Below are 13746 nucleotides of genomic sequence, written 5' to 3'. Positions count from 1 at the left end.
TTTTTCCTGGGAAAGCGAATGCTTGGGAACGGAAATCAACAGCAAGTTTAACAGAGCCTTTTAATTAGATCTTGAAGTAGTATCTCGAGTATAGCAACTATCTTTCAAAAAAGAGTCGTTAATAATTATACTAAACACTATTGAATGGTTGGGTTACTCATGAAGTTTAAGAAATGGTTGAATTCCAGTTTAAGAATTAAGCTACTTGTCATGTTTATTATATTAACAGTTCTTCCACTCATTTTTGTCGGAATCGTTTCCTATGTAAAATCTTATAATATTGTATCTGAAAAGTCTTATACATTGGCACAAATTCAGGTCGACCAGCTTGGAAGAGAATTTGATTCTGTTGTTCAAGATATAAAGAGATTTACCGAAATTGGGAAACAAGAAAGTACCGTCCAATTTTTAATTGATCATGTGAACACTGCTGAGGAAGCTAATAATATATTAGGTATGATCGGACTATATAGAGAAAGTTATCAGTATAGTGATAGCATAATGAACATTAGAATTATCGATCGAGATGGAAAAGCTGTTAGTGAAGATCGCGGTGTGCACCAGCTCAATAACCAGGCAACAAACATTGTTTCGTTTAAGCTCCTTTCTAGCCCAGGAAAAACATTTATTGAACCCGTATACAAAAATAGCAATCCTGCTCTTTCAATGACGAGTTCAATCATATCAGATTCATCAAAAGAAGTAATTGGGTTTATTAATATTATCATTAAAGCTAGAATTTTTGAGGAAATTCTTCTAGACGCTGCTACCAATTCATCTGGGATTTTCCAAATTGAAAATGAACGAGGTGATATTTTATTCACGTCACCAGAAGGCACAAAAATGCCTTCTATATCACAAGATGAGGCAATGAAAGAAAAAAGCTCTGGTTTCTTTACAAAGTCATCTACATTTTATGTGTTTCAAACCTCTAAAATCACAGGCTGGAAAGTAATAAGATCTGTTCCATTAGCTGAAATGACAAAAGAAGCAAATGAAATTAAAAGCTTAATCTTCCTAAGTGTAGCATCAAGTATTATTTTCACCATCGGGCTATACTACTTTATTACATCCAAATTGATTCGTCCGCTTCGTAATTTGACAGATAAAATGAAAGAGGCTTCCCTAGGAGATCTTGATACGAAAATTATCAATGAAGGAACAGATGAAATTGCAGAATTAGGTCAAAGCTTTAATAGTATGATCACAAAAATTAAAACACTTGTCTACAAAAGTGTTAACGAACAAAAACAACTCAAAATGGCTGAATTAAGAACAATGCAGGCCCAAATTAATCCACATTTCTTATACAACACACTTGAAACGATCATTTGGATGGCAGAAGCCAAAAAAACTCCTCAGGTAATAGACATTACAAAGTCCCTGTCTCACTTTTTCAGAATTTCTTTAAGTAAAGGAAAAGATGTGATTTCTTTAGAGGATGAGATCGATCATATACGAAATTATCTTATTATCCAAAAAATGAGATATCAAGACATTTTGGATGTAACTTTTCACTTAAATAACGATATTTTAAACTATTCAATTGTTAAACTAACGCTCCAGCCTCTTGTTGAAAATGCGATCTATCATGGAGTCAAAAATAAAAGAGGTAAAGGATTTGTGAGGATTAAAGCTGACTTTACTCCTGAGGGTTATATTTGTATCGATGTGATAGATAATGGGATAGGTATTAAGGAAGAAAAGCTTGAAAACATCCGTATACAATTAGCTAAAGGTGTTCCTTTTGAAAAAGACCAAGGAGGCTTCGGTATGGTCAATGTACATCAGCGAATATCACTTCATTATGGGGAGCCGTTTGGATTAACGATAAATAGCTGGTATGGATCTGGAACACGTGTTAGTTTAATTATTCCTGCTGAAAGGTGATAAATAAAGTATGAAAAAAGTATTTTTAGTAGATGACGAAGTGAATATCCGAGAGGGAATAATGAACAGTATTAATTGGGGTAATCAAGGATTAGTATTTTGCGGAAGTGCTTCAGATGGTGAAGTCGCTCTTCCTCTCATTGAGAAACATCAACCAGACATTGTAATTACTGATATAAAAATGCCCTTTATGGATGGCCTTGAGCTTAGTCGCATTCTCAAAGAAAGATTTCCTTCGATAAAAATCATTATTCTTAGTGGTCATGACGAATTTGAATATGCAAGAGAAGCTATGCGAATACAAATTACGGAATATTGCTTAAAGCCTGTTAGTTCCCAAGATTTACAAGAAATATTAGCAAGAGTGGTTTCACAAATTAAAATTGAAGAATTAGAGAATAAAAGACTTATTGATTTAGAAAGTCGAGCAATTCAGAATAAAACTGATTCGCGCGATAAGTTTTTATATGAACTTTGTGAAGGTGAATACAACTCCTCAGATGCAATTAAAAAAGCATCTATCTTAAATCTTAGTATAATCTCAAGCTATTACTATATTGTTGTTGTGGAAGCCACATCTGAATCTTATTCTATGGATTGGATTGAAAATGAATTCGATTGTGTAAGATTTAGTAGAAAATTAAAAGAATCTATCTTTATTATGATAGGAGAAACAAAGGAGTTACTTGAAAAAGAATCAGAGCTTATTAGAAAACGATTAATTTCTCATGAAGAAAATACCTTAGAGAATTCTATCATTTTTGGTATCGGAGGCGTTGAGAGTCGCATTCGAGGAATAGCCCTATCATTTGCAGAAGCTGATGAAGAGAAAAACTATTCAAGTGTTATTCATAAATATAATTCAAAAGAAACTGATAGAGACATTGAATCGAAGAAAGCATTATACCAATTTAAACGAAAAGACTTAATTCATTTTCTCAAGACGGGTCAGCTTTGTGATATTCATACATTCTCACGTTCTTATTCCTCATACCTTGAGAAAGAAAATAATAAGTCTCCATTTATCACTTATTATTTTTTAATGGATTTCACAATTACCGTCACACATTATTTAAAGGAATATGAAATTGCTAAACTAGAAATTATGCAGGAAATTAACACATTAGAAATGAAAGCAAGCTGGATTAGGAAATACCAAGATGTACTCACATATATGGCTGATTTGCTAAAAATAACGATTATTTCTAGGGAAAAACTGATTGGCAAAAACGGATCAGTCATTCAGAAGGTAAAGGAATATATCCACGAAAACTATAATAACCAGCAACTATCACTTCAGTATGCAGCTGATGAGGTAAATGTAAACGCATCTTATTTAAGTCATTTATTTAGTCAGGAAACCGGTCATACATTCATCGAATATTTAACAACAACACGAATTAATTGTGCAAAGGAGCTATTAAAAACCACTAACGACAAAACATATGAAATAGCAAATAAAGTTGGATATACTGATTCACACTATTTCTGCAGAACGTTTAAAAAAGTAACTGGAATGACAACACGACAATATAAAAATCAAAGTAGTAGTAACATTTCAATCTAGAACAATAATGTTGTTCTAGATCGAACTTAACAAAGTGCATGAGTCATTCTAATTTATATTCACCACAACAAGTTAAAAAAAGAAGATTAAAACTACATCCTTTTATCTTCTCTATTATTCCTTAGTTATTGCACCCATGCCTTCTAATAAAACTTTTGCATCAGAATTTAGGAATTCTCTTGCTACCTTATTTAGTAGTAAATGTTCGTTTCCTTTAATGGTTTGTTTGAGTCCTCTTAGGTCAAATTTAGTTGCTTGCGAATTGATCGCACTTATAATGAAAAGCTCCTGCTTTGTTGGAGACTTATATCCAGAATCCATTGCTTGAGTTATAAATTCAAATAACTCTCTTGCATTCTTCTTTAATTTTGTGCGATTTTCTTTTAATGGTTCAATATTTTCTTCAATTAATTTTCTGGCAGTAACTAAATCCAATTCTTCAACTTTTTTATTTATATTATTTATCAATTCAACGATGCTCATCTTGAGGCCCCTTTAAACGTATTCTTCTATATATATCGGTCAAAAAATGATTTTATCAACTCTATATCGAAATAAATAATCACTTTTAGTGGAGATTCTTGAATTGAGAAGAGTCTAATTTTTACCTTGTATAGCTTATAAACTTCTATATTCGATTAGTGGTCGGAATAGTTTTTGTGTATGTCGCATATTTATTATGGACAAAAATCTTCATATAGGAGTGGTGAAAATCAATCTCCCTAAAAAAGTTCCATATATCCAAAACCCAATAGTTCAGCCGGTATACATGAATAATCAGCCTGCAACTCATTCTGTAATTCACTCATTTGCTGGTCTCCCTCAGCCTACATATTATTCAACTAATTTAGATCCAGTTTTTATTCAGCACCTTAGTAGACACCAGGGACAAAGTATTGCACTTGTAACAACAGTTGGAAGAGTTGAAGGTGAACTAGCCGGAGTCGCCGTCGATCATCTTCAGCTTAATACAGAAGATCGTTCTTTACATATTCGGCTATCACAAATTATATGGTTTGAAGGTCCAAAAGCCACTTATGCTTAAAAAGGGTTCGGAATGATTTCATTCCGAACCCTTTTCTCGACATTATAATCATGTAAAACCATCAGTTAATTTAAGAATCCCATTTCAGATATGTAGGTTTCTGAAATTCTTTATAAGAATCCATTACTCAAGGTTTGCATGTTTTCCATACATTTTTGTTGAATCAAGACCTCTTTTTTCCATTAATCTTAATATAATTGCATCATATAAGAGTAAAAGTGTTTGTTCAAAAAGTGATCCCATTGGCTGAATTGTTTTATAATCATTCTCTGTTTTATCCTTTGGTGCTCCAGGTAATTTAATCGTAAAATCTGCTAACTGACCTATTGTAGAATCTGGAAAAATAGTTATTGCGGCAATTTTTCCGGAAATGGTCTTAGCCTTTTCAGCAATCATTACTAAGCTCTTTGTTTCCCCAGAGCCAGAGCCAATTATAAGAATATCATCTTTTTCAAAGGTAGGTGTTACCGTTTCACCGATTACATAGGCATCAAAACCCATATGCATCATACGCATAGCAAACGACTTTGCCATAAAACCAGAACGACCTGCTCCAGCTACAAATACCTTCTTGGATTCAAGAATTTCTTCTACTAATCTTTCAGCTTCTTCATCAGAAATTAATTGACTGCTATTCTCAAGTTCTTTCAGAATTTCAGCTAATAATTGAGTAGTTTTCATATAATCTTAACCTTGCTTTACCATTTCTTGCATTTTAGCAGCTGCTGCTTTTTTATCTTCTTGACCAGTGATTCCTCCACCAACAATAACAAGATCTGGTTGGACTTTGATAACTTCTGCTAAAGTCTCTAATTTAATGCCACCTGCGATAGCCGTTTTTGCATTTTTAACAACACTTTTAATTGTTTGTAAGTCTTCGAAAGAGTTTTTACCAACAGCTTGAAGATCATAACCCGTGTGAACACAAATATAATCTACTCCTAATGAATCTAGCTCTTTCGCTCTGCCAGCTAAGTCTTTTACAGCAATCATATCAACAAGGATTTTTTTTCCTTGTTTGCGTGCCTCTTCTACCGCACCTTTAATAGACATATCTTCTGCTGCTCCAAGGATTGTTACGATATCTGCACCTGCTTCAGATGCTTTCATCACTTCATATCCTGCAGCATCCATAATTTTAAGATCAGCTAATACTTTTAAGTTAGGAAATGCAGCTTTCACTTCTTTTACAGCTCGAAGTCCTTCATTTATTACTACTGGTGTCCCTATTTCAACTATATCAATATGCTCTTCAACCTCTTTAACTAACTCAATTGCTTCTGGGATATTCACTAAATCTAGCGCTAACTGTAATTCCATTAATATTCCCTCCTATTTTTATAATCCAACTATTTAATTAAAAATAAATGTTTCACAACACAAACATACACAAATCATGTGTTATGTGTAGTATACTTTGTATATTCATCGACTGAAAGTACGCACTTTTTCTTTACATAGTGTCTAAAAGTATACTAAGTGAAAGTGAAGAACATAAAAATTGAGGTGAAAGATATGTCACGTTTTGAAGAAAAAACATTTAATTGTGAAAAAGAGCTAACTCTTTCTGTGATTGGTGGAAAGTGGAAAATGATTATCCTATGGCACTTGGGGAAAGAAGGTACAAAGCGTTTTAGTGAATTAAAATCACTTATCCCTGGTATCACACAAAGAATGCTCGTTAATCAATTACGTGAATTAGAAGAAGATATGATTGTAAAAAGAAAGGTATATCCTGTTGTACCTCCAAAAGTGGAATATTCTTTAACAGTAGAAGGAGAAAGCTTGATGCCGATTCTCGATTCGATGTATGAATGGGGAAAAAATTATATGGCAAATGTAATTCCAAACTTAGATGAAAATAAATCATCCTCTAATCAATAGGTATACTTACCAATTCATTTATTTTTCCTATATTCAATCAATAGAAACCACGAATTTGTGGTTTTTTTCTATGTTAATTTTTGAAATTTTGGCTATATTAATGCTCAGTGTTGGCTTTTTGTGAATGTGTTTAATCGGTAGAAAAATATGAGACTTCTCCTTAGCTAAGCGCATCAAAAAGGCACTTTTTTAAAATGAGTGTGTTAAACTCAAAGTTTAAAAAACTAACATTTTCATGTATCACAGTATACTTTTGGACACTTAGTAACTTCAAAGTGTCTACTTGTTAAATCTCTCATACTAACCAATAATGTCATTATTAAGAAAAGGATTGTTACATTTCTTCACCTTAATTCACATTTATTAAATTTCCATAAGAAAGAAGGTTTTTTGGATGAAGCTAAGAGTTTCTGCCGTACAATATCACCTCCATACTATCCAATCCTTTGATGAATTTGCAGATCAAGTGGAACATTATATAAAAACCGCTCAAGAATTTGATGCAGAATTTGTGTTATTTCCAGAGTTTTTAACAACACAATTAATGTCAATCGGTGACTCGGATGGTAAAACATTATCAATACAGGATCTACCGGATTTTACAGAACAATATCGTTCTTTGTTTATAAATTTGGCTATGAAAACAAAGATGCATATTATTGGTGGTACACATGTTATTCAAAAACATGGAAAACTATATAATGTGGCTCATATGTTTTATCCTGATGGTCGTGTAGTTGAGCAAGCTAAATTGCATTTAACTCCAACGGAAATTGAAGAATGGAATATGACTCCAGGGGAAAATCTGAAAGTGTTTGAAACAGAAAAGGGAACAGTAGCTATGTTAACTTGCTATGATATTGAATTTCCGGAAATTGTACGTATTGCAAAAGCAAAAGGTGCCGATGTTATTTTCTGTCCAACATGTACGGATGATCGTCATGGGTATTATCGTGTCCGTTATACGAGTCATGCAAGAGCAATAGAAAATCAACTATATGTAGTTTCAGCAAGTACAGTTGGCTCTCTTCAAACTGTTGATTTTATGCGTTCTAATTTTGGACAAGCAGCCATTATTACACCAAATGATATTCCATTTCCTCCTCGTGGAATACTTGTTGAAGGTGAAATAAATCAAGATATGGTTGTTACTGCAGATCTTGATTTAGAACCTCTCTATAAAGTCCGTCAAAATGGCTCTGTTACAACATGGCGTGATCGACGAACAGATTTATATCCAGATTGGTCGTAAAATACACTGCAAAAGGAGATTAAAACGATGAACTATACAAGAATATCAAACATTAAAGATCCACTTTTTACACAAATGCACCAGTTAATGCAGGATATATTTCCACCTGAGGAAGTTCTAGAGTTTGATTTGTGGAAAGAACCTCTTGAAGATCCAGGTATTCGCGTTTTTGTTGCAGTACATGATGGTAAAGTTGTTGGAGCAACAGAATATCGTTATTACGAAGATTTTAACGTTGCGATGACAGATTTTACGATCATTGGCAAAGCTGGCTTGGGAGTTGGTCCATTTTTAGCTAATAAAAGACAACAAGATTTAAACGAATTAGCTAAAGCAAATGGTCAGGAACTATCTGGAATGTTTGCGGAAATTTATGATCCATATAAAGTAAAAAATCATGAGTTTGGTGGCATAAAACCAATGGACCCTTTCGTACGTCGTGAAGTACTGGCGCACCTTGGCTACAAGCGCATTGATTTCACATATGTTCATCCTTCTTGGAACAATGACGGAGAAGAGGTAACTGGTTTAGATCTTTGCTTTTTACCTATGGACGGAAGAACAGAGATTCAAGCTGAATTAGTTAAGGTATTTTTAGAAAGATATTACACAGTTTTACCAAATAAGCCTCAATCTTGGATTAAGATGATTAATGAATTGGCAGGTAAGGACAAACTTCAGCTTGTTGCATTTTAAAGTGAAGAGGCTGGGACAAATTAAAGATGTCATACAAATAGACGAATAAATTTAAATCCAGTAAAGTTGAAAGAAACAAGTTCGTTCCATTGCGCTGCAGACATTTGCTTTCCGCGGGGAGGAAGCTAAGCCTCCTCGGCGCAAGCGCCTGTGGGGTCTCAGCCTTTCCTCTGCACCCGCAGGAGTCAAATGTCTTCCGCTACATTCCACTAGTTCTTAAAAATATTATATAAAATCAAAAAATCTATTGAAGACAGCAAATAAAAACCCGAACTATTAGGCGAATGATTAATTGAAGTATCACCTAATTATTCGGGTTTATCATTAGCAAAACTCCTTATGTCCCAACCTGTTTTATATGGATTATATTTTTAAACCATGACCTTACACATATCATTTGTAAACTCAACAGGATCTTGAATTGGTAATCCTTCAATTAACAGAGCTTGGTTATATAAAAGATTTGTATAAAGAGTCACTTTGTCTTTATCATTTTCAAACGCATTTTTCAATGACTGGAATACTTCATGGCTACTATTAATTTCAAGTACCTTATCTGCCTTCACATTTTGATTATCAGGCATAGCACTCAAAATTTTCTCCATTTCAATTGTCACATCACCTTCAGTTGTTAAACATACAGGATGCGATTTTAAACGTTTTGAAATTCTTACGTCCTTAACTTTGCTAGAAAGAACATTTTTCATAAAGTCAAAAAGATCTTTGTTTTCAGCTCTCTCTGTTTCTGTTTGAGCTTCATTTTCATCTGATTCTATGCCAAGATCACCACTTGAAACAGACTTAAATTCCTTCTCTTTATAATTCATAAGCATTTTGATAGCAAATTCATCAATATCCTCAGTAAAGTATAAAATTTCATAGCCTTTTTCAGATACTAACTCTGTTTGTGGTAATTTTTCAATTCGATCAATCGACTCACCAGAAGCATAATAAATATATTTTTGATCTTCAGGCATGCTTGATACATACTCATCTAGTGAAACAAGCTTATTTTCTTTTGATGAGTGGAATAATAATAAATCCTGTAACACTTCTTTATTGCTACCAAAGTCACTATAAACTCCATATTTTAACTGTCTACCAAAGGCTTTATAAAATGTTTCGTATTTTTCACGATCATTTTTCATAAGGCTTTGGAGTTCATTTTTGATTTTTTTATTTATATTTTTTGCAATTAATTTTAACTGGCGATCATGCTGTAGCATTTCACGAGAAATGTTTAATGATAAATCCTCAGAATCTACCATACCTTTGACAAAACTAAAATAATCAGGAAGAAGATCCGCAGATTTATTCATAATTAATACACCATTAGAGTAAAGCTCTAGACCTTTTTCATATTCTTTTGAATAATAATCAAATGGCATATTTTCTGGAATATATAAAATCGATTGATATCTTATCGTTCCATCTACGCTAATATGAATATGCTTTAATGGCTTATCAAATCCATAATGCTTTTCTTGATAAAACTTTTCATAATCTTCATCTGTTAATTCACTTTTATTTTTGCGCCAAATTGGGACCATACTATTTATTGTTTGTTCTTCAACATATGACTCTAACTCATCATCACTATCTTCTTTAGGTCTTTGACCAGAAACATCCATCTTAATTGGATAACGAATAAAATCAGAGTACTTTTTGATAATAGTTTTTAGAGAATATTCTTCTAAAAACTCATCATAGTTTTCTTCTTCAGCATTTTCTTTTATTTGTAAAATAATTTCTGTACCAACAGTGTCCTTTTCATGAGGTTCAATTGTATAGCCCTCTGCTCCCTCTGATTGCCACTTATATGCTTCATCACTGCCTAATGCTCTACTTACAACAGTTACAACATCCGCTACCATAAATGCTGCATAAAAACCTACGCCAAATTGACCAATAATATCATGTCCATCTTTCAGTTCATTTTCCGTTTTAAAAGCTAAAGAACCACTCTTAGCAATCACACCAAGATTATTCTCTAACTCTTCTTTCGTCATCCCAATTCCAGTGTCTGTAATTGTTAATGTTCTGTTTTCCTTATTAGGTGTTACTTTTATGTAATAGTTTTCTTGATCAAAGGTTAATGATTCATCTGTTAATGCTTTGTAGTAAATTTTATCAATTGCATCACTTGCATTTGAGATGAGCTCTCTTAAAAATACTTCTCTTTGAGAATAGATAGAGTTAATCATCATTTCTAATAGTCTTTTGGATTCTGCTTTAAATTGTTGCTTTGCCATGATCAATTTCTCCTTTCAATATTAACTGCTTATTCTTTAATTTTAGCACTCAACTCTTTCAAGTGCTAACACTATATTTTAAATATCATATAGAAAAAGAACTGTCAATAATTTAACAAAAAACTATCATTTAAATTCCTTTTTATGTAAACAAAACCATTATATCACTATTATTCAAATAACCGGAACAGATTGTAATGTTTCTATTACATGATCGTAACAACGTAAACAAACTGTTAACTGCTTGTTCTTTTAAAGCTAGTTTTTCGTGTTAAGATTGGTGCATTGATTAGCAACAAGCTAACAAGGAGGTAATTTTTATGAAAAGAAGAATACTAGGTTTCGTCGCTGCTGCAGCAATTAGTGCTGGATTTGCGACAAGTGCCTCAGCACATGAAGTAGAGGTAATTGCAGGTGATACCCTTTGGACAATTGCAGAAAGAGAAAATGTCACAGTTGATTCTTTGATTGAGTTAAACAATTTATCAGGTGACCTAATTCGTCCAAATGATAAATTAATTGTACATCATACACATGTAGTACAAGCAGGTGAGTCTCTTTGGGATATTGCAAAAGAATATAATGTTACTATAGATGAGCTGCAAAATTGGAATAAATTAGATTCCACGACTATTCAACCTGGTGAAGAACTAATCGTTCAAAATGCAAAAAATATAGATAGCTCGAAATCATCTTCAAAAAAACAAGTAGTAGATACAAAGGTAAAGCAGACAACAACATCACCAAAATCTAACAGTAAAGAACTAACTGTCACAGCAACGGCCTATACAGCAAATTGTGAAGGATGTTCTGGGACAACTGCTACAGGTATAAATTTACATAAAAATCCAAATGCGAAAGTGATTGCAGTTGATCCTTCCGTTATTCCACTTGGCTCAAAAGTTTATGTAGAAGGCTATGGTGAGGCAATCGCAGGAGATACAGGCGGTGCGATTAAAGGAAATAAAATTGATCTATTCATTCCTAGTAAATCTGCAGCATTGGATTGGGGTAGGAAAGAAGTTAGAATAAAGGTGTTGGACTAGGTTGAAGTGCTAGAGTATAGTAACTAGTTAACCAATTAATATTTTAATAGATCGTGTGGGTCTTCATTATTGAATGAAGACCCTTTTTCATCTCTAATGTCTTTCATCTGCTTGATGAGGACCTTTATATACCCGTTCTGTTTCTCTAATGTCCTTCATCCGCTCTATGATGGACATTTCATATCGGTTCTGCTTCTCTAATGTCATTCATCCGCTCTATGATGGACATTTCATATCGGTTCTGCTTTTCTAATGTCCTTCATTACACCCTTTAACATTCTTAATCTCCTTCACTAAAGGGGTTCATTTTTCCTACCCAAAAAAAGTCTCCATCATCTCGATGAAGACTTTCCTCAAAAAACTAACAAAACACCATACATCTCAAAAAACCTGAAATAAAATTATCTCTTGATAATCGGAACCCATACTTCAGATCGGTAGTCTTCAGCATTTGGATCACCATCTGGGTATACCTCTATTTCAGGTGCATTTCCATGCTCGTAGCCAGTTGAAGGAAACCACTCTGAGAAGATTCTCTTCCATATGTTTTGTATCGAATGCGGCATTGGACCAACTACTTCAAACACTGCCCATGTAGATGCTGGTATGATTCTCTCTTCGCAATCTTGAATGATTTTTTCACTGTTCTTTTCTATCCCAATAAAATAAGTCATATTTTCCTGTTTGTGATTATGATCTAAACAAATACCCATTAATCCCATTACACCAGCTTGAGCAGCTAAAACTTTAGTCCATCCACTTTTATTTGACTGCTCCCAAAACAATGGAACTTCTTTGTTGTTCTCACCCATCGAAATTTCAATCCCCTTACCAACCACCTTAAATTCATCCTTTTGAATGATCTTGTAATTCATTTCTTGTTCTCCCTTTAATTGAATTTGAAAGGATAACTTTGGAAAGGCCTTTATATTTATTCCAGTTCTTCTTACTTCCACTGGGCTAATTCCATGTGCTTTACGAAATGCTTTTGAAAAAGATTCTGGACTTTCATAGCCATACTTTAAAGCGATATCTAGTACACGTGCTCTTGAGTGACTTAATTCTTGAGCAGCTAATGTCAATTTCCTCTTTCTAATATATTCAGCTACTGATACCCCTGTTATCATTTGGAACATACGTTGAAAATGATATTTTGACATACAAGCAACTTTAGCAATTTCTTCAATTTGAAGTGTAGAATCTAAATTCTCCTCAATAAATTGAAGAGAATCATTCATTCTTTGCAGCCCTTCCATAAGCTTCCACCTCCCATATATACAATATCAATCAATGAAAAGAATTCCCTGTCATTTTCTGCACAAGTGTGACAGGTTTATATAAGTAAAAATATTCATTAAATTTCTCTTTTTGAAAATGGCAAAAATAACTTTACTCCCCTTTTATTTAAAGGTAAAAGCTTCATATCAGCTATTAAATGACTGCTATATCCTAACATGCAGGTCCAAAAAATTCCGTCTATTTTATATGCTTCTTCCAAATAGTATGCAATGAAAGCAAAATATAAAAGACCTATAAGTGAATGCGTATAGCTTCTGTGAGAAACAACTGAAGCTATTAATATGTAGATTCCAAGCAAAGTCAACCATAATTCTTCTATTGAAGCCCCTGCTACAAAAACTCCAATTCCTGTAACAGTTAACATATGCCTTTGTTTAATAAATGTTGAAAGTACAAATAAACTAATTCCAATGAGTACACTGATGATCTGCTCATCTTTTGCCTCAAAAAATAATCCTTGAAAGACAAGAAAACACCCTATTAACTGGACAATGGTTCGAACTAATTTATGGGAAAACGTAATTCTGTTGCTTAACTTACCGTCAATATCCATATCTGGTACAAGACCTGCCACACAACCAATTCCTATCAATATTGTTGCTTGTGTTGGATCTGTTAATAGCGCCTGACTAACAACTAAGCCTCCTACACCGCCTAAAATAGCATGTGTTGTTCCTTTCATTTTTTCACCTTTTTCTATTTTTATATAAATTTAGATTTTAAGTATACACGATTAAAAGGGAGAAAAATGATGTGTTCTAGCAGTTTATGTCATATTTTTGATGATGATGGAGAATTCTATGTAGATATTCGAA

Annotated in this window: 13 protein-coding genes; 7 read left to right on the top strand and 6 right to left on the bottom strand. The window is 33.3% G+C overall.

From position 1 onward, the window contains the following. The first annotated feature begins 159 nt into the window (after positions 1-159). Positions 160-1890: a sensor histidine kinase gene (locus tag FS935_RS10640; protein WP_158638593.1), complete on the top strand. Its 1731-nt coding sequence runs from the start codon at positions 160-162 to the stop codon at positions 1888-1890. A 10-nt stretch (positions 1891-1900) separates the two neighbouring features. After that, positions 1901-3457 (top strand): response regulator transcription factor, encoded by a 1557-nt coding sequence (locus FS935_RS10635; RefSeq protein WP_146948334.1) that lies wholly within the window; start codon positions 1901-1903, stop codon positions 3455-3457. 114 nt (positions 3458-3571) lie between these two features. On the opposite strand, the gene FS935_RS10630 is transcribed toward FS935_RS10635, so the two are convergent. Then, on the bottom strand, positions 3572-3940 hold the full coding sequence (locus tag FS935_RS10630) for a hypothetical protein (RefSeq protein ID WP_146948332.1): 369 nt from the start codon (positions 3938-3940) through the stop codon (positions 3572-3574). 223 nt (positions 3941-4163) lie between these two features. Here FS935_RS10630 and FS935_RS10625 point away from each other — a divergent pair, with 223 nt between their 5' ends. Then, entirely contained in the window at positions 4164-4502 is a 339-nt protein-coding gene (locus FS935_RS10625) for a DUF2642 domain-containing protein (RefSeq protein WP_240050877.1), read from the top strand. A gap of 123 nt (positions 4503-4625) precedes the next feature. On the opposite strand, the gene hxlB is transcribed toward FS935_RS10625, so the two are convergent. Both hxlB and hxlA read right to left on the bottom strand, forming a co-directional pair. Beyond that, the gene (gene hxlB, locus FS935_RS10620) at positions 4626-5183 is read right to left on the bottom strand and encodes a 6-phospho-3-hexuloisomerase (RefSeq protein WP_146948328.1); all 558 of its coding nucleotides are present in this window, start codon (positions 5181-5183) and stop codon (positions 4626-4628) included. A 6-nt stretch (positions 5184-5189) separates the two neighbouring features. Further along, positions 5190-5822 (bottom strand): 3-hexulose-6-phosphate synthase, encoded by a 633-nt coding sequence (gene hxlA, locus FS935_RS10615; protein ID WP_146948325.1) that lies wholly within the window; start codon positions 5820-5822, stop codon positions 5190-5192. Between the two features lie 195 nt (positions 5823-6017). Between hxlA and hxlR the strand changes: the two genes are divergently transcribed. The 3 genes from hxlR to FS935_RS10600 all read left to right on the top strand — a co-directional run bounded on the left by hxlR (position 6018) and on the right by FS935_RS10600 (position 8334). Further along, positions 6018-6386 carry a transcriptional activator HxlR gene (gene hxlR / locus FS935_RS10610; RefSeq protein WP_146948323.1) on the top strand — a complete coding sequence of 123 codons (369 nt, stop codon included), beginning with the start codon at positions 6018-6020 and terminating at the stop codon, positions 6384-6386. A 394-nt stretch (positions 6387-6780) separates the two neighbouring features. Further along, a complete protein-coding gene (locus FS935_RS10605; protein ID WP_146948321.1) occupies positions 6781-7638 on the top strand; it encodes a carbon-nitrogen hydrolase family protein in 858 nt (285 codons plus the stop codon). Positions 7639-7665: 27 nt separating this feature from the next. Beyond that, entirely contained in the window at positions 7666-8334 is a 669-nt protein-coding gene (locus FS935_RS10600) for a GNAT family N-acetyltransferase (RefSeq protein WP_146948319.1), read from the top strand. 371 nt (positions 8335-8705) lie between these two features. Here FS935_RS10600 and htpG read toward each other — a convergent pair whose 3' ends face one another. After that, positions 8706-10586 (bottom strand): molecular chaperone HtpG, encoded by a 1881-nt coding sequence (htpG, locus tag FS935_RS10595; protein ID WP_146948316.1) that lies wholly within the window; start codon positions 10584-10586, stop codon positions 8706-8708. A gap of 320 nt (positions 10587-10906) precedes the next feature. Between htpG and FS935_RS10590 the strand changes: the two genes are divergently transcribed. Then, entirely contained in the window at positions 10907-11632 is a 726-nt protein-coding gene (locus FS935_RS10590) for a 3D domain-containing protein (protein WP_146948314.1), read from the top strand. A gap of 401 nt (positions 11633-12033) precedes the next feature. Here FS935_RS10590 and FS935_RS10585 read toward each other — a convergent pair whose 3' ends face one another. Further along, positions 12034-12888, bottom strand: a complete 855-nt coding sequence (locus FS935_RS10585) for an AraC family transcriptional regulator (RefSeq protein WP_146948312.1) — start codon at positions 12886-12888, stop codon at positions 12034-12036. A gap of 98 nt (positions 12889-12986) precedes the next feature. Continuing rightward, positions 12987-13613, bottom strand: coding sequence for a metal-dependent hydrolase (locus tag FS935_RS10580; protein WP_146948310.1), 627 nt, complete (start codon positions 13611-13613; stop codon positions 12987-12989). Between the last annotated feature and the right edge of the window lie 133 nt (positions 13614-13746).

The sequence above is a fragment of the Metabacillus litoralis genome (assembly GCF_007994985.1).
GTDB classification, from domain to species: domain Bacteria; phylum Bacillota; class Bacilli; order Bacillales; family Bacillaceae; genus Metabacillus; species Metabacillus litoralis.
Note: the sequence above shows the minus strand (reverse complement) of the source record. Positions and strands in the feature narration are given on the sequence as shown.